The following is a 23,692-nucleotide window of genomic DNA, read 5'->3' as shown; positions in this document are numbered from 1 at the left end:
TCTCATTCCGATACATTTATAATGAAATTTCTAAATTCCCATCAAAGAAATAAAGAATTTTCCCCTCTAATGTTCTGTTTGTTAAACGTTCTACTGCTTGTGCATATAACGCTATTTGAGTTTCATAGCGCTTTTTCAAAATAGGCACAGCTGCTTCAAGACCGCCTGTATATCTGCCTTGCACTCTATCTGTTTTATAATCTAATAAATATAGTTTTCCGTCCGTTTCAAATAAACAGTCAATCATCCCTTGAACAAGGACAGGCTCCCCCTCTGCATCAATATGGCTGTATACCTCTTTAACAGGTAACACCATACTAAATGACACTTCTCGTTTCACCCAGTCCGCTTTCAGCAGCTTTTGACCAATAGAAGTAGAGAAAAAAGCGGAAATTCCTTCTTGATCAATTGACTGAACTTGCTCATTTGTTAGCAAGTCTCGCTGCTGTAAGGAACCGAGCAGCTGCTCTATACGTGATTCATCATAGGGCTCGTCAGAAGGAAGCGGAATATGCTGCATGACTGTATGCATTGCAGTGCCTTGCTCTGCAGCAGTGAGTGTTTTTTTCTTCATGAAAGCCGGCCGGTCATACAACGTGGCACGAGCTTTTCGAAGAGAAGAAGGAACACTGTACTCATCCTGTATTTCTTTCATTCTCTTTATCTCTGAAACAGACTGCTTTGTGCCGACTTGTGAGGCCGCTAGATACGGGTATCTCCATGAAAGTCTCTCTGCTACTTTCTCATCAGCATCACCATAACCTTCAACAGGTAAGCCGTCCATCAATGCTTGTACCACCTCGTCTTGCTGCTTCTTTTCAAGTGACATATCTTCTTTTAGAAGATCGGAAGCTTGCGTAAACGAGATTGTGAATGCTGATGGGTGCGAAAGAACAACATCACCTGTTTCTTCTAAAATAGATGACATGGCTTGGTGACGGATGAGAGCAGGACCAATAAAATCTAAGTATGTTTTCGATTGATAACGTTCAAAATCAGGGAGAAGCCAGTCCTCTCCGGCTGCAGCATTTTGCCATTTGTTTAATGCCTTCACCTGATTTTTGACAGAGCCGACCAGAAATAATTTTTCCTTAGCCCTTGTGAGCGCTACATATAGAACTCTCAGCTCTTCAGATAATAGCTCTTTCCTCATCTTTTTTTTCATCGCAACAAGCGGTAATGTTGCATAACTAATTCTCAGCTCTGGATGAATATATTTGCTTCCAAAGCCTAGCTCTTTATCAAGTAAATAGGACTGGTTTAAGTCCATCATATTAAAGTTTCTGCCGAGTCCTGCGGTAAAGACGATTGGAAATTCTAATCCTTTACTGCTGTGGATCGTCATCATGCGAACAACGTCCTCTGTTTCACTGAACGTTTTTGCCGCCCCAAGATCATCTCCACGCTCCTGCATTCTTTCAATAAAGCGAAGAAAACGGAACAGCCCTCTAAAAGCAGCTTTTTCATACTGCTTCGCTCGATCATAAAGAACACGGAGATTCGCCTGTCTCTGTTTGCCTCCAGGCATCCCGCCGACGTAATCTAGATACTGCGTATCGCGGTATACTTCCCAAATCAATTCTGCTACTGAATGATTCATAGAGAAATCACGCCACTTACGCAGCAACCTGAAAAACCGCTCTAGTTTTTTGCATGTTGGGTGATCTGAATGAGTCACACTCATAAATGCCTTCACAGCATCATAATAAGTGCCTTTTTTATCACTAGTGCGGATCAGTGCCATTTCATTTTCGTCTAAATGAACAATTGGTGATCTGAATACAGCTGCAAGCGGGATATCTTGATATGGATTATCGATGACTTTTAACAGAGAAAGAATCACAGACACCTCTGTTGCTTCAAAATAACCGGACGAAAGATTCGCATACACAGGGATACCCTGCTTCTTCAATTCCTCCATCATTTGCGGGGCCCACGGCATGGAGCGAAGCAAAATCACAATGTCCCGATACTGTAAGTTACGGGGCATTTGCTGTTTCGCATCGTACACTTGAAATGGCTGCTCCACCAATTGTCTTATTTTTTTAGCAATGACTCTCGCTTCAAGCTGTACGGTCTCTAGCTCTTCTCGCTCTTGGTCAGTTTCTGCTTCCTGTTGATCTAAATGTACAAGAAGCATTTCTGTCGTTGTATCTTCGCTTTCTGGATAACTCGCTCCAAGCTTTAATTCAGCTTGTTCATCATATTCAATTTCTCCAACTGTTTCCCCCATCAGCTGTTTGAACAAAAAGTTCGTACTGTCTAACACATCTGAACGGCTGCGGAAGTTTTTATTTAAATCAATTCTCTTCCCTGTTTCTTTGCCGTCTGGTGTAAATTGTTTATATTTGTTTAAAAAGAGCATAGGCTCAGCCAGTCTAAAACGATAAATGGACTGCTTTACATCACCAACCATAAACAGGTTGCCCTCTGCAGCATGTTCCCCTTTTGAGACAAGCTTTAAAATCGTTTCTTGCACAAGGTTTGTATCTTGGTATTCATCGACGAGCACTTCTTCAAACTGCTGTTGATAGTACTTGGCCGCTTTTGTTTCGATCAAATTTCCTTCCGCGTCCTGCTCTGCTAAAATGCGTAAGCAATAATGCTCTAAATCCGAAAAGTCCACGATTGATTTTTCTTGCTTCGCTTTTTCGAAATGCTGTCCAAATTGGATGACAAGCTCCACAAGTGTCTCGACCACCGGCTTCATTTCAGCCAAGCTTTTCAAATGCTGGGCGGGACTGCGCATAAAGTATTCATCTTTGAGCTTTTCTAATTGCTTTTTTGCTTGATTGCGTGCATCTGTGGCTTTTTCTAACAGCACAGGGTCATATTCGTCCCCTTTACATGTTTTGAGCCTTTTAAAATTGATGTTTGGCAAAAGCTCGTAAAGCTTCTCAAAATCATCTTGGTGCCTGATTAATTCATTGACCTGCTCTAAATCATCTATAAAATTTTCTGCTCTCGGTGCCGGCCCGCCCGGTTCTTTTGATAAGGCGAGAGCTCGTTCGAGCAGTTCCAGACAGCTTCGAAAAACGAGAGAAAGGTCCTCTTTGATATATGGGTAAAACGGTAACTGTTCTACTTTTGTTTGAGCATCTACATCATAAAGAGAAAGGAATGCCCTCATCCATTGCTCAGGTGAAGGGTGAGATCTGGAAAACTCATAAATTCTTTTCACAAGCCATTGCAAATCTAAATCATGACGGTCAGAAGTGTAACGATCAACCAGTTCAAAGAACGCTGGCTTTCCAGCCTTATATTCATCCTCAAACAGTTCATCTAACACTTCATCTCCTAATAATTCTCCTTCTGTTTGATCAGCCAAACGAAAGCCTGGATCAAGGTCAATCTCATAGTAAAAGGTGCGCAGAACCTGCAAGCAAAAGGAGTGCAGGGTGGAAATATTGGCACGATTCATAAGCGACAGCTGTCTTCTCATATGAAGGGACCCGGGGTTTTTGGCTAATTCCTTTTCAAGTGCTTCTGTGATCCGATGCTTCATCTCTGCCGCAGATGCATTTGTGAAAGTCACAACGAGCAGACGATCCACATCAACTGGATCTTCAGGACGGGTCATTTTTCGAATCAGCCGTTCAACCAAAACGGCTGTTTTACCTGACCCTGCCGCCGCCGCAACAAGGATATCTTGTCCTTCTGAAACGATGGCTTCCCACTGGTCATCCGTCCAAGTACTGTTATTCGGTTTTGGTATTTGCATACTGATCCCCTTCTTTTTTGATCCGGTCTATCACAACATCATCCTTTTCAGATGAAAGCACTCTAAATTCATTATCTTCAATCGATTCATCAAATTGGCAAATAGACTTAAATGAACAAAAGCGGCATGGTGTTTGATCCTTCAATTTATATGGATTAATGGCTACCTCGCCATTTGTAATTCTTTCGCCTGCCTCTTCAAACGTGCGCCGAACATGCTGTGTGAGTATATGGAAATGATCTTCACTTAAAACAGCAGAGTCAGAACGGAAAGACCCATCCTTTTTCAAGCCGGCTTGAATGACTTGTGATCTTCCTGATTCAAGCGTTTGATCCATTAGCTTTACCGCTTCTACATCTTCAAGCAATAGACCTTTCATTTTAAATTTCTTGAATATCTCCTGCTCAATTTCATCCTCTGCAAGCGGAATCGGTGCTTGAATGAGCGGATCATGAATATGGAAATATAAAATGCCAGCTGGCGTTGCTTCTACACCGAGCCACTCCTTCGAATACGTAATGGTCAGGTCTAAGTATGTGAGCATTTGCAAGGCCAGCCCATAGTATACTTCTGCTAGATCAAGACCTTTCTCACTCGATTTGTAGTCTACGATTCTCAACAGCAGCCCTTTTGAACCTTCTGCTTTATCCACCCGGTCAATTCTTCCGACAAGCTCCATCGTGCAGCCATTTTTCAATTGAAAAGTAAACGGCGGAAGTGGTCCTTGGCCGCCAAAGCCTAACTCAAGCCCAACGGGAGAAAATCCACTCACTCTTGCATGCTCACTTAATATAGAAGAGACTCGAATCAAGATTTTCTGGAGCTTTTCTTTAATATAAGCATGCCGGTTAGAGCTTAATAGGATTTCCTTTTGAAGACGCGGAGCAAGCTGGTCGATTGCATGTCTTGAATAGTTGACACAGTCATCCTTCGTTAGGTTTTTCCAATCCTTTTTTTGTTCAACAAGCGTATCTGAAATATGCTTTAAGGCCGAGTGAAACAGCTGGCCGATATCGGGTGCTTCCAATTTATAAAATTGCCGGTCCTTTAGTTTTAACCCGTGGGAAGCAAAGTGAGAAAATGCACACGCATTGAATTTCTCCATTCTTGAAACACTGCCTTGAATGTGATCACCGTAAAGTTCTTTTGTGACGTTTGGTTTTAAGCGCTTCGCTCGATTTGTGAAAAACAAACTCGACAAGATGTTTTTTGATACATCCCGATGAGATGATGTCATCAAATAATTATAGACACTCCACCATACACCACTGATGGGATATTGATTGAGCCATTGCTGCAGCTGCGAGACGGTATATGATAACGAGACATGCTCATTTGCTACAAATTTTAATTGCTCCTTTTCATCCAGCTGTTCCGGGTCTAACACATACAAAGCATGCTCATGATTCGGCATAAGCTCCTGACAATACTTGATAAGAGTCGAAGGCAATAGAGAGCGCCCCTCTTCATCTGACACTGAATAAGACAGATACAAATGATGAGATGGACTCGACAGCGCCTGGTAAATTAAAAATTGCTCATCTAGCAGCCGTTCCTTTCCTGTCTCTGCCAGCTCTGCTCCTGCTCGTTTTAACCATTCCCTGTCATCCTCAGACAATACACTTTCGTCAGATGGGCGTGCGGGAATAACGCCATCATTGGCCCCAATGATAAACATACACTTCACTTGATACATTCTCGATAAATCCATACTTCCGATAAATACTTGGTCGAGTGAAGGCGGAATTAAAGCGAATTTTAAAGAGGCCAATCCTGTATCCATCATCTGTTGGAATAAAGGAAATGAGAGCTCCTCCTCACCGAGCATTTCAACAAATTCATCCATTAATTGAATAACAGCATCCCATACTTGTCCATGCTGCATGGCTTCAGCTAATCTACCTGCTTCTTCAGCTTCCAGCCTAGCCTTTTCAAGTTTATCGGGCACTTGTATTTCCTCTAAAAAGACATAGACTGCCTCTACCATCTCTTTTACTTTTTGCGCTTTTTTCAGCCTTTTTTGCAATTGGAAAAGCGGCGGTGTGATCCATTCCTTTACATTATTCAGCATCTGTTCCATTTCAATTTCTTGATCTGTTTGTCCAAAATCCTCATCTAAGGATTGGAACCGCCTGTAATGGAACCGGGAACCGTTTGTCCAGCGTTCTCCTTTTACACCATAAGCAATACAGTAGTTTTCAAGCTGATCTGCCTGTTCTCTCGCTTTGTTTTTGGCAAGTTCGAGCGGAAATAAGAACTCTGTCTTCACGCAGCGAAACACGGCCTCATAACGCCAGTTTCCTTTTATGACATCCAAGCTCGAACGAATTAACTCAATGAGCGGATGATACTGCATCGATTCATTTCCATCAATAAAAAAAGGAATATCGTAATCTCGAAGAACCTCTTTTAACGTATCTTTATAGTCGTCTACATGCCGCGCTACAATCGAAATATCTCGCAGTCTGAGCCCTTCTTCTCTCACTAAATGAAGAATTTCTCTCGCTACTCCCTCAATTTCAGCTCGTTTACTCGCACTTTTAGACACTGTGAGATGAGGGGTTACTTCCTGATATGGCTGCACCGGTCTCTGCTCATATTGCCGTTCTAAATAAGCAAGATCCGGCGTATGAAGATGACGGTTATTTCTCTTCAAAATGTGCTCAGAAATGGCCGCTCCGCACTCTTTGGCAAGCTGATAGAGCTGGAAATACGTTTTACCTGTCATACGAAATAAATCAAGTTCATTTGGCTGCTTATCATGATAGGAACGATCCACTGTGAAAGCAGCCGTTATTTTCTCAGCATGCAGCAGAAGCTGTTCAATGACGAGAAGCTGCTGCGGTGTAAATTGATAAAAACCATCTATATAAATGTGTGCTCCTTTTATTTCTTCAGATAAAGGAATTTGCTGCGTGAGAAGTGTCAAATAGTCTTCTGAGTGCACATATTCATCTTGTAAATGCTGCTCCATCTGCTGATAAAGAACATGCAGATCATGCAATTTCTCGGCTGCCCGTCTTTCTTCTGTATACTCTGAATGCATGCTCGATAATGAAATTTTTTCAATATCCTCCGGCAGCATGCAGTATCTCTTGAACTCAGCCATCGTCTTTTCGATTTGCTCGACAAACCCCGGCTTATCACTCGCTTTTTTGAATACCTTAAACTTTTCTTTCTCCTCTTCAATCACTTTTCTTAAAAGCATTTGAATTCCTGTGCTTGTCACAAATTGCCGGTTTGCTCCGCCAGTCTGCTGTAAAATAGACCAAGCAAGACGCGTGAAACTAAATACTTTAGCCCTGATCATACCGCCAGCTTCAGACGTTTTTGCAAGCTCGTATTCCATTAAGAATGTCATTTGATCCGGGACTAAAAAAATGATTGGCGGACCCAACGGATCAAGCCGAAGCTGTTCTTTGATATCCTCTAAGATTGCAGTCGTTTTTCCACTCCCCGATCTGCCTGCTAAAAACTGAATCTCCACGCTCCACAACACCTTTCTTATGTACTCATATTCTAGCGAAAATAAAAGTAAATAGCTATTTTCTCCTTCCTAAAAAAGATATAGGCACCTTTCCTTACTCTTCTCATATCATAAATCATTATGAACTCAAAGGAGGCTGGCAATATCATGTATTACGGTTATTATGACTACTCGCCATATGACATGCGCCAAAACACAAGAATCATCTCAGATCTTGAAAAAGCGATCAATGGTGAATATTCTGCGATCCAATGCTACGAAAAACTTGCCCAAAGAGCAAAAACTCCTGAGGCAAAAAAAATCATTCAAGAAATACGCCAGGATGAAGTCAGACACTATCAACTATTTTCAAAGCTATATTATTCTCTAACAGGTAAAAACCACAAACCAAGCGTAACAGAACCTTGTCCAGATCAATTTAGAGAAGGGCTTCTTTTCGCATTTAAAGATGAACAAAAAACGGTCGATTTTTACTTAACGGTATCAGATTATGTCCGGGATCAAGGAACAAAAGAGCTGATGAAACGTATCGCCCAAGATGAACAGCAGCATGCTGTATGGTTTTTATATCTTTTAACGCACCATGTGTCTTAGATAGTCCTATTTTAATAGGAGATCGTATGTTCCGTCAAAAAATGAAATCGTCTTTTTGTTCATTCAATCTATAAAATAAAGGACGATTCTCAGCAAACCTCTCATCTCTTTCACTTTTTCAAACGTGAAAACGACAATTTGATAAATAAAAAACTCCTCTGCCACAAATAGCAGAAAGAGTTTTTTTCATGATCGTTTAATGAAATTTTGCTTCATTGCTTTGCTGCTGATGTTTTAGCATCCCGTCAATGGACAGCATCTTACTGCCGCTAAGTGTTAAATAAAGCGCCATGACAAGCAGCGATAGTTCAAATTCATAACCGCCAACAAATCCTTTAGAAAAACCAACCGTCATAATCGCCACAGCCATAATGGGTACAAATAATGCTGCGAAAATACGTGTTCCTAGACCTAAAATCAAGGCGATACCACCGACCAGCTCAATTGTCTTCACAATATAGGCCATAAATTCGGGTATACCAAGTTGTCCAAAGAATGCCGCTGTTCCTCCCAGACCTCCTTGATATGCCTGAAGTCCGTGTAGAAAAAAGATAATGCCTAAAATAACACGTACGAAAAGTGTTCCTATTTCTTGATTCGTTTTCATATAGTGATTTCCTCCTGTTTTTACACTACATAATGTAATGTTAATAAGTAAAAAAATTAGTAATTTAGGTTAAGCATAATTACTAAAGCCACCATGAGGATGGTTGATGTGACAATGGGAATGATGGGTACATTGAAAGGAATATTGTATGTTGGATTTAAGATCTTCTGTATTCTTAAATTCAATGCCCGATCTCCAAAGGATACCGCAAACTTCGTTTGTTTTTGAAGCTGCGTTCTCTTTTTAATGAGTTTCAAAAGAGCTTGCCCTACTCCAAGCTCAGTTCCTGTCTGCCGAATTGCATAGTCATCTGCAATCACTTCACGAAAAACGGAATAGCTTTGTCTCATATGCTTTAACACTGGAATGTACCAAATCACTTTTGTAAGCATTGAGAATGTGAAAGCCTTTAAAGGATCGCAGCTGTATTTGTGGTGCAACTCATGATGAACAACAGCGTCAATCTCCTCTTCATCCAGCATGTCCGTGAGAGATGTTGATAAGTAGACCTTTGGATGAAGCATCCCCATGGCAAAAGCAAGCGGTTCATGACAATGAAACACAATGATGTCGTTTGCATATTTTTCAGATAAAGATTCTGTCGACTGGTAATCGACTGCAAGCATCAGATTTTGCTTGAATTGAATGTACGTTTTGATTTGCTTCGTCATATAGAAAATCGCAAATCCCAATGTGTAGAGGACTAAAGCATCTAGAAAATATTTCAAAGGAGTGAATCCATAGAATTCGAGAACAGACTGGCATACATGAATGAGATTATATGCTTGGTTCCAGCCAAAAAAGCTTGAAAGCACGTAATACCCCATCTGATAAAAAATTGTTAAACCAATCAATATACCGCTTAAAAATAGCAGGCTCGATTTCATTTTATTCATTTTGCTGCTCCTCTTTTTTGGATGCCAGCCTTGCTTCAAGCACTTTGAGTAATTCAGGGTCAGCACTTTCAATTGCATCCACCATATGATTCACTGCCAGTGGACCAAAATCGTCCATCAGCCCTTGCGTAATCCATTTTGTCTGCTCATTTAGAAATTCTTCTTTTGTTAAAATGGGATTATAAATAGATGAACGCCCTTTTGTTTTCTTCTCGACAATTCCCTTTTCGGTTAAGCGGTTCAGCACAGTCATCACTGTGTTGAAATTAATCGGCTTTTCATCTGACAGCTTCTGCTGCACTTCTTTAATCGGCATATCCTCACCTTGATAAAGGATTTCCATAATTCTTCCCTCTAAAGGACCGAAAAAACGATTCAATCCCTTTTCATTATATTTAAAAGAAGGAATTTTCATGTCATCACCTCACACACTAAGCATTGTAGTGCAATTGAAAATGATAGTCAACTGATAACTAAAATAGGGGAAAATCGTTGTATATTGTTTTTGTTTTTGGTAAAAATTATATCTTCCCTTTTATCTTGCTCTTGATAAGATCATCTTATGAAAAAGGTAAAAAAATTCGTATTTTATTTATAGAGACTTTTGTATTATAGTGAAGATAACAACATTTCACTTACTGAACAAATTTATAGGAAGAAGGTTTACATGTGATGAAACAAGGAAACAGCCTTCGAACCGATCTCATTTTGATCGCGATAAGCGGTTTAGGTGGATTTCTTTTGTCTTTAACAGGAATGTCTATTGGCTGGATGGTCGGTACATTAATCACAGCTGCATTTATTGCCATGCGACGTCCCACCCTGTTTCAGCGTAAAGGAAACAACACCTTGCGTATTCACAGCAGATGGCTACTCCTTGGTCAATTTATTCTCGGAATCGAACTCGGACAGAAAATGAACATGAAAGTTCTTCATATTTTCGCTGAACATTGGCTCCCTGTGAGTTTCATGCTTGTTTTTTCTATTCTACTGGCGATGCTCTCTGGCTTTGCCTTATGGAAGCTGAGTAAAACAGATATGCTGACCAGCTTTGTCGGAACAGCCCCAGGCGGTTTATCTGCTATGCCAGGGATTGCCCAAGAGGTTGGAGCAAATACAGCCGTTGTCAGTCTCGTACAAACAACACGTGTATTAATGGTGGTACTCACCATCCCATTTACGGTGTTCTATTTAAATACAAAAAATCCAGCGGATGCAGCTGCAGGCGTGCAAGGGAGCGCCTTTTCATCTGGCGTTTTCACCTTGTCAAATATCTCGTGGACTGCTGCACTTATTTTAGGTGCCTGGCTTATGTCACGCCTCGCGGTTCGTCTTCATTTCCCTGCCCCTTGGCTGATTGGCAGCATGTTAGGAGTTGCAGCTCTTCAAGTAGGTGCAGGTGCGCTCATAGGTCATGATTTGATTCCTTATTGGCCAGCACAAGCGAATATCGCATCACAGGTATTTCTCGGTGCAACCATCGGTTCAAAAATGAATAAACAGATGTTTGTCGGGCTTAAAAACACGTTAATTGTAGCCGTCGTCAGCTCAGCTGGACTGATTGCTGCAACGGTTCTCAGTTCAATTGCCATTGCAGAGGTCACAGGCATTTCTGTCATTACAGCCATTCTTGCCTTTTCGCCTGGCGGTATTGCAGAAATGGCAACAACAGCAGTCACACTCCATGAGGACTCAACCTTTGTAGTAGCTGTACAAGTTGTTAGAATCATTCTTGTTATTGCGATGCTGCCACCGTTTTTTCGATTCTTACATCATGTCTGGGCTAAAAGACATCCTGAATATAAAGCCGCAAAATAAAAAAGAGACGCTTTGCATGTGCAGAGCGCCTCTTTTTTATTCATCCTGATTTCTTTTGACACCAACTACTTGATCCTTTGAAATCGTTCCAAAATGCCGGCTGTCAAAGCTATGTATTCGGTTATCTCCGATTACGAAGTAATGGTTTTTTTTGATTTTATCTTGTCCTGTGATGGCTTTCAGCTGAAAATCTCCTGTCAGGACATTCCCCATTTTATGTTTTTTCTGCTCTTTTAAATAGGGTTCTTTCCATTTTTCCCCATCTACAAATAACTGATCATCTACGTACTTGATCGACTCTCCCGGGAGCCCAATGACCCTTTTGATCAAAATTTGATTTTTGGGTCCGTGAAATAACACATAATCAAACCGGCTAATTTTCGTGAGTTTTGGCGAGAACTTGTTGATTAATAATTCTGTTCCATCTGTAAATGTCGGGTCCATACTAACCCCTTCTACTTTATACTTCACAAACATGAAATTCTTTACTTGGAACAATAAGACGATGCATGTAATAATCATCAACCATAGCAATGGCTTCTTTTTCATTAAGAGCCTCCTTTGTCCTCACGTTTGCTCATTCGAATATTCAACCTATTTTCTACTCTCTTTCCAACATACCATAATAAAACGATAACTAGAACCGCAAAAACACTTCTTAACGGATTCTTTACTAAAGCAGAAAGATCATAACCAATAAAACTAATGATAAAGAGCATGACACACTTACCAGCTAAAGCAGCTAATGAAAATTGCCACATGCTAATTCTTGATAAGCCTGCGACAACATTGACAGCCGCAGAAGGTGTAAAAGGAAAGCAGAGTAAAATAAATAACGGACCAAATCCCCGTTTCTCTACCCAAAGCATTAATTTCTTAATGGAGGGGTGTCTGCTGATAAAGTTCAGCATTCTCATCTGTCCAAATTTTCTGATCAGTAAAAAGACAAGAATAGAACCTGCACTTGCACCGATCCAGGTTAATAAAAAGCCTTCCCAAAGGCCGAATGCATTTGCATTTGCCACCGCAAACGCCACGAGTGGTAAAAACGGAAGAAATGCTTCGATCAAAGGAAGCAATATAGCGACAATTGGTCCAAAGGCCTTGTAGCTTTCAAAAAATGATGTGATATTTTCTTGAGTAAATAGAGAAAGAAATGATGTCAACTTGTTTGACTCCTTCAAGGTTTGTCTACATTTCATTTTACATGGAAAACATAAAAATATACAAATGAATCCACTCGCCCCCCCTTGAGATTGTTTAACTCATTCGATATAATAAATAAGAACACTTGTTCTATTCATAAAGAAAGCAGGCATGGACATGACGAGACTATCAAGAATACAGCTTCAGATGATGGAACAGGCCATCTTTCTTCCAATGGTCATCTCCATCCTCAATCGTGATCTGACACACTTAAAACAACATCAAACCTTTAAACTAAACGAACCATACATTCAGCTTGTGACCTCTGTGTTAAAGGAAGCACAGAAAGCACTTTACGAACTAAAGCAGCATTTACGTAAAGAACATATGAAAGTACAGCAAATTGAACACGATGAAGGATTTACAACGTATCTATTTATCATAAATGGCTATGAAGAAAAGCATAAATATTTTAATCCGCGTATACGTCACCGGGTAGAGGAACTGCTGACTGCATATTTTCTGCATCAAGCAAATTAACTTCTTGCTAAAATGCGGCGTGGTACCCATGCAAAGAAAAAAGCCTGCCGCGGCGGCAGGCTCCTTCTTATTTATGATAATTCAAGCTGTTTTCTCAGCTCTGTTCTGACTTCTTCTAATCCCGGTCCATCTAACTCAAAGTAATACACATTCCCAGGCTGATAATCATGGCCCTTTAGCTGAATTGTATCTACTGATTTCAATGAGCTCAGTAATGGAAAAAGACCGATGAACTGCTTCATGGAAAGGTTGGTTGAGACGTTATCACCAAGCGTATCAATGATGTTGTCATATGATGGGATCGAAGAAATCGATTTAGATTTTTCGAAGATGGCTTGAAGTGCCTCCATTTGGCGTTTTCCGCGCATGAGATCACTATCAGCCTTTCTCGTTCTCACAAAGGCTAAAGCTTCTTCACCATTTAACGTATGTGTTCCTGTCTGCACATGAACTTTCCCTTTTGAATCCTTTTCCATTTGTTTTGCGATACCTTCATCTTTAATCGTTACATCAATTCCATTTAGCTCATCCACAATGTCTTGAAACGCCTTAAAGTTCCCTGAAATCACATAGTCTACAGGAATGTTCAACAAGTTTTCGACCGTTTTGACTGACAAATCTGCACTCCCAAACGCATGGGCGTGAGCAATTTTATCATATCCTCTCCCCGGTATATCCACATAAGCATCACGAGGTATACTGAGAAGCTTAATGGTTTTGTCTGTTCGATTCACCGCCGCCAGTAAGACCGCATCACTTCTTGCTTCGTCTACCGTTTCACCTGGACGGCTGTCAATGCCAAGCAGCAGCACCGAAAAGCTGTCCTTTCCTGGATCAAAAGCTTTCACACGCTTTTGCGAGGTGTCTCCTCTTTCTAATGATACTTGCGCCTTATTCGACGCTTTTGAAATTTTATAGTATGCGTATCCAGTCACGGACACTGCCATCACCATGACAAATGCCATGATAAACAGCACGGCTTTTACCCAAGGCCTTAGTCTTCTTTTTGATCTTTTTTCCTTCATCCTTTCCGAACCCTCACTCTATCTTAGTCTATCAATGTAGGTTCCACTATAACATATTTTGATGAAAGTTTCCTGCATGCAACATATTTTTATGAATCCACAATAAAAAAAGCCGCTCAAGATGAGCAGCTTTTGTTCATTATTTTTGGCTAATACCTTGTTTTACTTCACCAATCATGGCAGATAATGATTCAAGCCCGCCGCCGGATAGATACCACATGTCAGAATTCAAATACACCACATGGTTGTTTTTGACCGCTTTGACTGATTTCACATAATCATTCTCAACAAGCTGTTTCGCAGACGTTTCTTCTCCGATCGCTGCGCCTCGATCAACGACAAATAGATAGTCTGGATTCGTTTTGACCATATATTCATACGAAATGCTTTGACCGTGTTTATCAGATGGCTCAAGCTTTTGATCTGCCGGTGTGATACCAAACACATCGTGGATGAGACCGTATCTTGACTTAGGTCCGAACGCTGTCATTTTGCTGTCGTTCGCCATGATCACCAGCCCATTTTTCTTTAACTCTTTTGCTTCTTTCTTTAAAGCATCCACTTTTTGATCAATGGTTGCAAGTTCTTCTTTGACTTTGTCTTCTTTATCAAAAATCTTGCCTAAAGTTTTGGCATTCTTTTTAAATGATTCCATATAATTGGCATTGTCTACATCCATATAAATCGTAGGGGCAATTTCAGAAAATTCATCGAATGCATCTGCTTGACGGTGCTGGATAATGATTAAATCCGGCTTGATTTCTGCAATTTTTTCAAAGTTCGGCTCTTTTAATCCGCCGACATTTTCATATTTGTCTCCTTCATATTTAGATAAATATTTAGGCACCACTTGTTTCGGTAAAGCTGTTACATTCACACCTAGTTTGTCTAACGTATCAAGGCTTCCCATATCAAACACGACCACTTTTTTCGGGTTTTTCTTGATCTTTACGCCATCTTTATTCAGCATGTCTTTGACCGTCACAGTTTCTTCTTTAATTCCTTCTGTTTTTCCTTGATTTCCGCAGGCAGCGAGTACCACGATCGCTGTTAATACAGTCATCATCCATATCCATTTTTTCATACGTGATCACCTCTTCATTTTTTTAAGAAAAATATAAGCAAATGCGCTCACCGCGAATAACTTCAATCGGTATGCGCATGTCATAAATTTGTTCAAGTGCATCTGTTTGAATCACTTCGTCCACTCCACCTTCTTTAATGATCTGTCCATCTTTTAAGGCGACGATATGATCGGAATACACAGAGGCAAAGTTAATATCATGAAGAACCACAACAATTGTTTTCCCAAGGTCTTTGACGAGCTGCTGAAAGAGCTTCATCATCTCGACAGAATGATTCATATCCAAATTGTTTAAAGGCTCATCTAAGAAAATATAATCTGTATCCTGCGCCAGCACCATTGCAATAAAGGATCTTTGTCTTTGTCCACCGCTCAATTCATCTACATATTGATGCTGGATATCGGCAAGCTTCATGTATTGGAGAGACACATCGATCATCTTCTCATCCTCTTTTGTCAGATGACCCTGCGAGTAAGGGAAACGGCCAAAGCTGACAAGCTCCCGAACGGTCAGCCGCACATTCATATGATTGGCCTGCTTTAAAATACTCATCTTCTTCGCAAGTTCCTGCGGAGGGTATGCGCTATATGGCTTGTCTTCTAAATAAGCTGCACCTGAGTCTGGCTGAATCAGCCGGCTCATGATGGATAAAAGCGTGCTTTTCCCTGCACCATTCGGACCAATGAGAGAGGTCAGCTGTCCTTTTTTCACACTGATCGTTGTGTCGTGAAGCACTGTTTTTCCGTTATACGTCTTACTGACGCCCTTCATCAAGACCATGAACGACTCTCCTTTAACAGTAAATAAATAAAATACAGTCCGCCGACTAAATCAATCAACACACTAAGCGGCGTTTGAAAAGTAAATACCTTTTCTACAAGAAATTCCCCGCCTACAAGGGCAATCACGCTGATAAAAAAAGAGCCTAATAGCAAGTATGTATGCCGGTATGTCCGAAAAAGCTCTCGTGCGACGTTTACGACGAGTAAGCCGAGGAACGTAATCGGTCCGACAAGTGCCGTTGCGATAGACACAAGGACAGCTATCACGATCAGCATCTTTTTTGTGATACTGTCGTAGTCAATGCCTAGATTCACCGCATGTTCCTTACCAAGAGACATGACATCTAATTTGGAGCGGAATGTCCAAATGTACACACACAGCGCCGCAAATAAAACAGAAGCAATCAGTAAGATGTCCGTATTCATGTGATTAAAGCTTGCAAAGGATTTATCCTGTACGACCTGATATTCATTCGGATCGATCAGCATTTCCATAAACGAAGAAAGACTTTTGAACAATGTCCCAAACACAATTCCAACAAGCAGAAGCAAGAAAATGTGTTTATTTTTGCGTTTGAACATGACTGTATACAGCAGCACAGAAAATAGGATCATCAGCCCAACGCAAAGAAAAAAATTAAGATTCTTATTGACGATCATTAAATGAGTCGACCCAAACACATAAATAATCGCTGTTTGTAAAAACAAGTACAGTGCGTCTAAACCCAATATACTCGGCGTTAAGATTCGATTGTTGGTCAAAGTTTGGAAGACAACAGATGAAAAGGCAATCGCGCCTCCCGTTAATGTCATTGCAAGGACTTTCTTTAAACGACTTGGGACTGTGTACGGCCAGTACCCCATTTGAAAGTTAATAAAAATTACGATCAACACGGCTGCAATGGCTGCAATCAGGCATAATATACGTTTCTTATGCATAGCGTTTCCTCCTTAATAACATATACAGGAAGATCGCACTTCCGATGATGCCTACCATGAGTCCAACTGATATTTCATATGGATAAATGATCACCCTTCCGAGCACATCACAAATCAGAACAAAAATAGCTCCTAATAAAGCTGTATGCGGGAGACTTTTTTTCAAGTGATCACCGCGGTAGATCGATACAATATTCGGAATGATTAATCCAAGGAATGGCAGCATTCCGACAGTTAAAATGGTGACAGACGTAATCATTGAAACGATCACCAAACCAACCGCCATCACACGTTTATACGTTAAACCTAAGTTAACGGCAAAGCTCTCGCCCATGCCTGCCACTGTAAAGCGGTCAGCATATAAATACGCAATGATCAATAGTGGAACGCTCACATAGAGCAGTTCATAACGCCCTTGAACAATAAGAGAAAAATCCCCTTGAAGCCATGCGGATACGTTTTGGATCAAATCATATTTATAGGCTATAAACGTAGATATTGAACTGACAATCCCCCCAAACATTAAGCCGACTAATGGTACATAGATCGTATCGTTCACCTTAATATGCCGCAGGATTTTTAAGAAAAGAAGATTCCCAGCCAAAGTAAATAGAAACGCAATCCCCATTTTCATAAGCGGATTCGCTTGTGTAAAAACAAGCATTGCTACTAAAATACCAAGCTTCGCCCAATCCATCGTTCCTGCAGTGGTTGGTGAAACAAATTTATTCCGCGTCATGCTTTGCATAATAAAGCCGCATAAACTAAGGCTCATACCAGCAAGCACAATACTCACGAGACGCGGGAGACGGCTTGAAACTAACGTGTGCACTTGTTCATCTGTTAAATGAAACAGCTGTAAAATGGACAGGTCCTGTACACCGACAAACAGAGATATACATGCCAAACATACAAATAACAAACTTAATTGATACAACTTCATACAGGTTTCTCACTTTCTATCAAGCTCTATCCGCCTCAAATGATTATCATTATCAATTAAGCGACAGTTTCTATATTATCACATCTAGTGAAATATTCAATAGCGGTATGAAAAAGACGAAAACTCAAAAAAAGACAGCCTGCGGCAGCGGCTGCTTTTCATCATGATTGAATATTCAATTGAAATTGTCCCTTCAATTCCTCTTCTGCTTCTTGAAATAACTGACGCAAGTTCTCAGCATAATCACCAAGAGCGTCTTGGCTCATTTGAAAATTCACCCATGTCAGTTCTACTGGAAGAATCACCCCGCCTGTCAAACAGTCCCAAAGGGCATCAAGGTTCTTCCCGTAATAGTCAGGAAGGTGTAAAACTGTTTTTAACTGGTCATGAAGCTCTTCTTGTGACCTGCATGCTGCACCGTCAAGCTGCACTTTTCTCATGTTCATCTTCCCCTCTCCTCTCTATATTTTAAACGAATTGGAAGAGAAAGAGAAAGATGGACATCTTACTTTTGTTTCTGCCCGGCACCTGAAATTAAGAGAATGAGGCAGGCAGCCAAAACGATCAAGAAAAACAGGGTTAACACGATCTGAGTACCATAAATATCAGCGAAGAGGCCAACAAAGACACTCGGAATACCAAGTCCTAAATAGGCAAACAAGTAATATCCTGCAACGGCTCTAGCCGCCTCCTTTTTCCCTCGTTCAACAATGAGCTGAAGTCCACCTAAATAAGTAAATCCATAGCAGGCAGTACCCGCCAGCATCGTTCCGGCAAGCACAAGGGAAATAGACCCGCTGCTTGCACCGTATAGCAAGAGGCCATATCCGCATGGAAGAGAGATCAACCCCAAAAGGAGCGCTGTGCTGCTATTCATCTTGCGCACAAAGGGCTGCATCAGGACACCTGCCATATTAATCAAAAAGAGCGCCGGCCCTACCCACAATTCATAACCATTTAGTTTAAGCTGTGCTGGCAAAATCGAAATGACAAGGCCGCACACCGACCATGCGATAGCAATGGCTGCATTCGCCGGCATTGTTCCTTTTGGAAATCTTGGCATGTTCATCATCGGTTTACCTGAATCTCCTTGGACAGGCGGCACGAAAAAAAAGACACCCACAATGGTTAAAATCAAAAAGGCCAGCACAATCCAATAGCTAAGCGGCGTGAGGGACACACCCTGAAAAGAAAGAAGTGCCGTAAAGAGAGCACCTCCCCCAAATCCAACCGAACTGCATAATGCAATAAAAGTTGGAATCCAGCCTGATTTCTCTGGATATAAAGCAATCAAATAGGCGGTGCATGTTCCAACACTAAGACCAAGACTGATACCTTGCAAGAGCCTTGAAGCAAAAAGCATTTGTATGGAAGGGTGCACAATCATCAACAAGGTGGCACATAACGAAAAGCTAAGCGCAGCCAATAAAATCGGTTTGCGTCCAGCCCGGTCAGAAATGCCGCCAAGAAAAAGCAAAACTGGAATAAGTCCGAAGACATACGCGGCAAATACAAGTGCTGTTGCCGCTTTTCCGTACCCTGCTTGTTCTGCATACGCCGTATAAAGGGGCACTTGCAGATTCACAGCAATCGTAATCATAAAAAGACCAAGTAAAACGAAAATAAACGGGATGATGGATAGGTGTGCCGTTTCTTCTTTGGATGCTGGGATCATTTGACTCTCTCCTCTATGTCATTGCATATGAGAACAGTGTACACACCATTTGGATTACTTCCTACATCCAAAAATAACACTATTGACCAGTCCATAATTCCGTGTCATCATCAACTTATGATGTGAAAACGAGAGAAGGTGCACGATGTATATTCATTTAGACCGTTCAAGCGCTACTCCGCTCTGGCAGCAAATCGTGACGGAGATCATTCAAAAAATTCATACACAAAAACTGCTTCCTGACGATCAGTTAACACCGACAAGAGTGTTAGCACAGGAGCTTAATGTTTCAAGATCAACCGTACAGCTTGCCTATGATGAGCTGCTGGCAAGAGGTTACGTGAGCACATCTAGAAGAGGCGGTACCAAGGTCATTTCAAGCGATCACTATACAGCTTCCCCTCCCCATCAAAGTGAACCGCCTTTCTCACCTCCGACAAGACCTCACTTTGAAGAGGCCGAAAAACAAATGGATGATTGGCTGTCAGCCAATCAATTTCATGAGAAGCTTGATATTGATTTTCGTCATCAGGAGCCAGCCATCGATGCACACTTTCAAAACATATGGAAGCGCTCGCTCATGAAAGCATTACAGCGACTAAATATGAAAGATTGGGGCTATTCTTCACCGCATGGATTATGGGAGGTGCGTTCAGAAATACGCCAATATTTATCTGTTGAACGCGGGATTGATGTAGAAGAAGATCAAATGGTGTTAACAGGTGGCACGCAGCAAGCCATTGATTTGATTTCACAGGTATTGCTTAAAAAAGGTGATACAGTGGCTGTTGAAGATCCAGGTTTCCCTGGGGCAAGGCTGTCGTTTATGCATCGCGAAATGAACATTCACCCCGCACCAGTTGATGAAGAAGGAATGGTGGTGAATACATTGCCCCAGCGAACAAAACTGATTGCTGTGACGCCCTCCCATCAGCGTCCAACTGGTGTATGTATGAGTGTAAACAGAAGGCAGCAGCTGCTGACGTTTGCTGTCAGCCATCAGTCTTATATATTAGAAGACGATTTTGATGGAGATTATCGTTACCATGGCGGGCCGCTCCCTTCTCTATTTTCAGAAGCACCCGAGCATGTGATTTACATCTTAAGCTTCTCAAAAGTGCTGGCACCTGGCATCCGCCTTGCTGCCATTATCGGTTCCAAAGCAGTCATGAAAGAAATTGCCGCACTGCAATCACTCATTCAAAGGCAGCTGCCCATTATGGAACAAATCACACTCGCTTCTTTTTTCAAAGAAGGAGAATTCACGCGGTATGTCAGACGAATGAGACAGCTGTATAAAAAAAGACAGGCAGCTATGATGGATGCTCTTTTGACACATCACTTTGACAAACACTTCCGTATCTATGGAACCGATACGGGCCTTCATGTCTTTTTAGAAGGAGCGCATGACTTTGATGAAAAAGGAAACATTGAGGCAGCAAAGGCAGCTGGCGTTGGCATTTATCCATTAAGTCCTTATTGTGTTGAAAGCAATCGAAAGGGATTACTGCTAGGATTCGCCTGTACGGACGAAAGCATGATTCAAGAAGGCATTCGCCGTTTAAAGAAAATCCTTCACATCTAAAAAAGCCTGGAAGGTTTACTTCCAAGCTTTTTTAGGATGATTGCTGAATTTGACCTACTTCTTCAATAAATGCGGCTGTTTGCTGCAAGCCATCCTGAAAATGATGGGTAGCGGAAATAAACAGCTTTTCTTGATCGGGATGCTTCAAGAGCTTTTCCACCTTACTGATCCCTTTTTCAAAGGAAGCAAGTCCTGTCTTTAATTGTTGATCGGCCTTTTGATAAGCGGCTGGAACTTCTTGATGATCCAGCCCTTTTTGAATCACACGATCAAATGCTTTCGTCGCTTCTGTCAATTTTTTATTTGTTTGGATCTTTCCATGTCCATCTGAGATAAACTGATCTGTCATATTTTCATATGCTTTATTTAACTCATCCATATAAGACTGCACCCATTGTTCATAAGCAGCTTCTTTTGTGTCTTGCTTTGAAGGCGGCTGACCTGCTTGCTGACAGGCTGCTAGTAAAGTCAAAGTTAGGATAAATAGCAGCACCAAATGTGATTGTTTTTTCATACAGAGCCTCCATTTCTTCATCCCATTCGTTCATATCGGTCAAATATAAGCATCCTTTACCACATAAGATTTCTTTTATTGTAACAGACAAGCTCGTGTCACTTCTGTGATTTATGAGTAAATGGATGAAAATACGTCAAAGGATCCACATTTCCCTGTCATTTCCCAATACAACCAATAGACGACGAGACATACGTATTTGGTTTCAATGAATTCATCTTTATGATGCAGCAGCGTCTTTTTACATTGCATTCATGCTTGATAAGATGTCCAGCGGCTGCTCTGCCGCTGGCTTTTGACTAATATTTGTTACGAAGCTCCCTTAATATAAAATCGTATACGAGATTGAGCTGCTGTTCCTTTGGATACAGCATAAATTCTTGTTTCTTCGGAAGACCACCATCAAGACGATCTTGAAATTTCGTTCGGAGATATGCTGTCCGGTGCACCTGACTCTCAAATGATTTATATGAGACATCAAGTTTGACGGTTTGCTCATTTGTAAAGGTGACCACCGTGTCTCCGAGGGATGATTCTTGGAAGGTATGAATGTATTTGTGGGAGATCCAGCCGCACTGAGGACGGTTGGATGAATAAGTTGGGAAGAAATACAGATGATTGGATGAGTCAATCACAATTGGAGGTTTGTGAGAAATTCCTGTTACTTCGTATGTTCCCGCCTTTCTGCCTGCATAGCTTGAGCCGAAGAATCTGCAGCTGCGTTCAATAATTTGTAGGGGCTTTAATTCAACGTAAAAGCTTGTCTCTCTTTCTATGACTTTTGAATATACTCTTTTTCCTTCTTCAACTGGAAGGACCGCCATTGTTGTTTGATTAATGACGTATGAATCTAAAGGTGTTTCACTAATTCCTGACACTTCATTTCCTCCTGTGTTAATATTTGGTTATTTAAGATACTATTAATCTATCACCAACATATAAGAAACGACAGGATTTTTTCAAAATTTATTAAAAATCATCTTTTTATCATATTTTTTAGTCCATTCGATCTATCGAAAAGCCATTTTTAAAGATATATCACATCCTGTCGATTGGACAAGAGGTGTCGATTCTGCTCAAAAATAAATTGTCTAAAAATTATAAATTCTTGTTGATTTTTTCTCCGCCAATCCATATACTATAAAAAAGGCATCGGGGGGATTCTTTATGAAAGAGAAAAAAACGTATGCTGAGCTCATGAAGTCCCGCAACACCCAAAAAACCGAAGAAAACGGCGTCACCATTTTAGACATCTATATTCAAATGGTTTTAGATGAGGCGCTTTATAAACAGCGCTTAACCTTCCTAAGAGAAGAGATTGATAAGGCACTGGATCAGCGTGATGAAAAGCGATTCAATGACTTGTCAGCTCAATATGCAGAACACTGCTTACATCAATCATGATGATTTTACTTGCGGCAGAGAGACAGCAACTCGTCTCTTTACCGCAAGTTTTTTGTTTATCCATTTAAAATGGTCCCGCCATTCACATGCAGCATTTGTCCATTCATATAAGATGAGTCTTCGCTCGCTAAAAATAAATAACTTGGCGCAAGCTCTACTGGCTCACCAGGACGTTCCATTGGGACATCTCCGCCAAATTCAGAGACTTCTTTTTCCGTAAAGGTTGAGGGAATCAGCGGTGTCCAAATAGGACCGGGAGCTACTCCATTCACTCTAATCCCTTGTTTAATGAGCGATAAGGATAATGATCTCGTAAAGGTTACGACCGCCCCTTTTGTGGATGAATAATCGATCAATGTTTCATGCCCTTTATAGGCGGTGACAGAGGCTGTATTAATGATACTGCTTCCTTTTTTTAAATGAGGAAGAACAGCCTTTGTTAAATAAAACATGGCAAAAATATTCGTTTGAAACGTCCGAAGAAGCTGATGCGAGGTAATTTGCTCAATGCTTTTTTGCGGATGCTGTTCCCCGGCGTTATTCACCAAAATATCAATGGAACCGAAGGCATCTTTTGTTTTTTTGACGACCTCATTCGAAAAAGCCTCATCCCCTAAATCACCTGCTATTAAGATGACACGGCCTCCCGCTTTCTCAATATAGTCCTTCGTCTCCTCGGCATCACGATGTTCACTTAAGTAAACAATGGCAACATTGGCACCTTCTTTCGCAAATAAAACAGAAACTGCTCTTCCAATCCCGCTGTCTCCACCTGTCACAATGGCTGTTTTTCCTGCTAACTTTTTATCCTGCACCTCACGATCAAAGACAGGTCTAGGGTTCATTTTATATTCAAGACCCGGACGTTCATTTTGATGTTGAGGCGGCAATGTTTTCTTCGGCTGCTTTGTTGACACGTTAGTCCACTCCT

22 protein-coding genes are annotated in these 23,692 nt (G+C 41.1%); 5 read left to right on the top strand and 17 right to left on the bottom strand.

What is annotated here, in order from left to right; genetic code table 11:
* Positions 1–16: 16 nt before the first annotated feature.
* Complete coding sequence (gene addA, locus M1D81_RS05295; protein ID WP_456270892.1) at positions 17–3,721, bottom strand: helicase-exonuclease AddAB subunit AddA; 3,705 nt, start codon at positions 3,719–3,721, stop codon at positions 17–19.
* Complete coding sequence (addB, locus tag M1D81_RS05290; protein WP_456265418.1) at positions 3,699–7,208, bottom strand: helicase-exonuclease AddAB subunit AddB; 3,510 nt, start codon at positions 7,206–7,208, stop codon at positions 3,699–3,701. Before addB ends, addA begins: the two co-directional genes overlap by 23 nt.
* 147 nt (positions 7,209–7,355) lie before the next feature.
* On the opposite strand from addB, the gene M1D81_RS05285 reads away from it, so the two are divergent.
* Positions 7,356–7,802, top strand: a complete 447-nt coding sequence (locus tag M1D81_RS05285) for a ferritin-like domain-containing protein (protein ID WP_048238419.1) — start codon at positions 7,356–7,358, stop codon at positions 7,800–7,802.
* Positions 7,803–7,998: 196 nt separating this feature from the next.
* Here M1D81_RS05285 and M1D81_RS05280 read toward each other — a convergent pair whose 3' ends face one another.
* The 3 genes from M1D81_RS05280 to M1D81_RS05270 are packed head-to-tail and all read right to left on the bottom strand — an operon-like array spanning position 7,999 to position 9,720.
* Entirely contained in the window at positions 7,999–8,409 is a 411-nt protein-coding gene (locus tag M1D81_RS05280; RefSeq protein ID WP_456265419.1) for a DoxX family protein, read from the bottom strand.
* A 56-nt stretch (positions 8,410–8,465) separates the two neighbouring features.
* Positions 8,466–9,305 (bottom strand): M56 family metallopeptidase, encoded by an 840-nt coding sequence (locus M1D81_RS05275; protein WP_456265420.1) that lies wholly within the window; start codon positions 9,303–9,305, stop codon positions 8,466–8,468.
* A complete protein-coding gene (locus M1D81_RS05270; RefSeq protein ID WP_024425495.1) occupies positions 9,298–9,720 on the bottom strand; it encodes a BlaI/MecI/CopY family transcriptional regulator in 423 nt (140 codons plus the stop codon). The genes M1D81_RS05275 and M1D81_RS05270 overlap by 8 nt, the downstream gene beginning before the upstream one ends.
* Positions 9,721–9,977: 257 nt before the next feature.
* On the opposite strand from M1D81_RS05270, the gene M1D81_RS05265 reads away from it, so the two are divergent.
* Complete coding sequence (locus M1D81_RS05265) at positions 9,978–11,123, top strand: AbrB family transcriptional regulator (RefSeq protein ID WP_024425494.1); 1,146 nt, start codon at positions 9,978–9,980, stop codon at positions 11,121–11,123.
* A gap of 36 nt (positions 11,124–11,159) precedes the next feature.
* Here the strand turns inward: M1D81_RS05265 and lepB are convergent, their stop codons facing one another.
* Together lepB and M1D81_RS05255 are read right to left on the bottom strand one after the other, a co-directional pair.
* Positions 11,160–11,672 carry a signal peptidase I gene (gene lepB / locus M1D81_RS05260; RefSeq protein ID WP_041117054.1) on the bottom strand — a complete coding sequence of 171 codons (513 nt, stop codon included), beginning with the start codon at positions 11,670–11,672 and terminating at the stop codon, positions 11,160–11,162.
* Complete coding sequence (locus M1D81_RS05255; protein WP_456265421.1) at positions 11,672–12,289, bottom strand: TVP38/TMEM64 family protein; 618 nt, start codon at positions 12,287–12,289, stop codon at positions 11,672–11,674. Before M1D81_RS05255 ends, lepB begins: the two co-directional genes overlap by 1 nt.
* Before the next feature lie 157 nt (positions 12,290–12,446).
* On the opposite strand from M1D81_RS05255, the gene M1D81_RS05250 reads away from it, so the two are divergent.
* Positions 12,447–12,809, top strand: a complete 363-nt coding sequence (locus tag M1D81_RS05250) for a hypothetical protein (protein ID WP_456265422.1) — start codon at positions 12,447–12,449, stop codon at positions 12,807–12,809.
* Positions 12,810–12,880: 71 nt separating this feature from the next.
* Here M1D81_RS05250 and M1D81_RS05245 read toward each other — a convergent pair whose 3' ends face one another.
* The 7 genes from M1D81_RS05245 to M1D81_RS05215 form a co-directional block, all read right to left on the bottom strand.
* Positions 12,881–13,834 (bottom strand): LCP family protein, encoded by a 954-nt coding sequence (locus M1D81_RS05245; RefSeq protein ID WP_024425490.1) that lies wholly within the window; start codon positions 13,832–13,834, stop codon positions 12,881–12,883.
* Between the two features lie 139 nt (positions 13,835–13,973).
* Positions 13,974–14,918 carry a siderophore ABC transporter substrate-binding protein gene (locus M1D81_RS05240; RefSeq protein WP_456265423.1) on the bottom strand — a complete coding sequence of 315 codons (945 nt, stop codon included), beginning with the start codon at positions 14,916–14,918 and terminating at the stop codon, positions 13,974–13,976.
* A 22-nt stretch (positions 14,919–14,940) separates the two neighbouring features.
* On the bottom strand, positions 14,941–15,699 hold the full coding sequence (locus M1D81_RS05235; protein WP_456265424.1) for an iron ABC transporter ATP-binding protein: 759 nt from the start codon (positions 15,697–15,699) through the stop codon (positions 14,941–14,943).
* Positions 15,690–16,640: an iron chelate uptake ABC transporter family permease subunit gene (locus M1D81_RS05230; protein ID WP_456265425.1), complete on the bottom strand. Its 951-nt coding sequence runs from the start codon at positions 16,638–16,640 to the stop codon at positions 15,690–15,692. The genes M1D81_RS05235 and M1D81_RS05230 overlap by 10 nt, the downstream gene beginning before the upstream one ends.
* Positions 16,633–17,583, bottom strand: a complete 951-nt coding sequence (locus tag M1D81_RS05225) for an ABC transporter permease (RefSeq protein WP_034621818.1) — start codon at positions 17,581–17,583, stop codon at positions 16,633–16,635. Before M1D81_RS05225 ends, M1D81_RS05230 begins: the two co-directional genes overlap by 8 nt.
* Before the next feature lie 161 nt (positions 17,584–17,744).
* Positions 17,745–18,023: a barstar family protein gene (locus M1D81_RS05220; protein WP_456267155.1), complete on the bottom strand. Its 279-nt coding sequence runs from the start codon at positions 18,021–18,023 to the stop codon at positions 17,745–17,747.
* Between the two features lie 65 nt (positions 18,024–18,088).
* A complete protein-coding gene (locus M1D81_RS05215; protein WP_456265426.1) occupies positions 18,089–19,258 on the bottom strand; it encodes an MFS transporter in 1,170 nt (389 codons plus the stop codon).
* 145 nt (positions 19,259–19,403) lie between these two features.
* On the opposite strand from M1D81_RS05215, the gene pdxR reads away from it, so the two are divergent.
* Positions 19,404–20,843: a MocR-like pyridoxine biosynthesis transcription factor PdxR gene (gene pdxR, locus M1D81_RS05210; RefSeq protein ID WP_456265427.1), complete on the top strand. Its 1,440-nt coding sequence runs from the start codon at positions 19,404–19,406 to the stop codon at positions 20,841–20,843.
* 31 nt (positions 20,844–20,874) lie between these two features.
* On the opposite strand, the gene M1D81_RS05205 is transcribed toward pdxR, so the two are convergent.
* Together M1D81_RS05205 and M1D81_RS05200 are read right to left on the bottom strand one after the other, a co-directional pair.
* Entirely contained in the window at positions 20,875–21,357 is a 483-nt protein-coding gene (locus M1D81_RS05205; RefSeq protein WP_024425482.1) for a hypothetical protein, read from the bottom strand.
* A 299-nt stretch (positions 21,358–21,656) separates the two neighbouring features.
* Positions 21,657–22,235: a competence protein ComK gene (locus M1D81_RS05200; RefSeq protein WP_034282183.1), complete on the bottom strand. Its 579-nt coding sequence runs from the start codon at positions 22,233–22,235 to the stop codon at positions 21,657–21,659.
* A gap of 289 nt (positions 22,236–22,524) precedes the next feature.
* Here M1D81_RS05200 and M1D81_RS05195 point away from each other — a divergent pair, with 289 nt between their 5' ends.
* Positions 22,525–22,761: an IDEAL domain-containing protein gene (locus M1D81_RS05195; protein ID WP_008348804.1), complete on the top strand. Its 237-nt coding sequence runs from the start codon at positions 22,525–22,527 to the stop codon at positions 22,759–22,761.
* A gap of 56 nt (positions 22,762–22,817) precedes the next feature.
* Here M1D81_RS05195 and M1D81_RS05190 read toward each other — a convergent pair whose 3' ends face one another.
* A complete protein-coding gene (locus M1D81_RS05190; protein WP_024425480.1) occupies positions 22,818–23,678 on the bottom strand; it encodes an SDR family oxidoreductase in 861 nt (286 codons plus the stop codon).
* Positions 23,679–23,692 lie beyond the last annotated feature (14 nt).

The sequence above is a fragment of the Bacillus sp. JZ105 genome (genome assembly GCF_053903125.1).
This window is presented reverse-complemented; position numbering and strand designations above follow the sequence as displayed.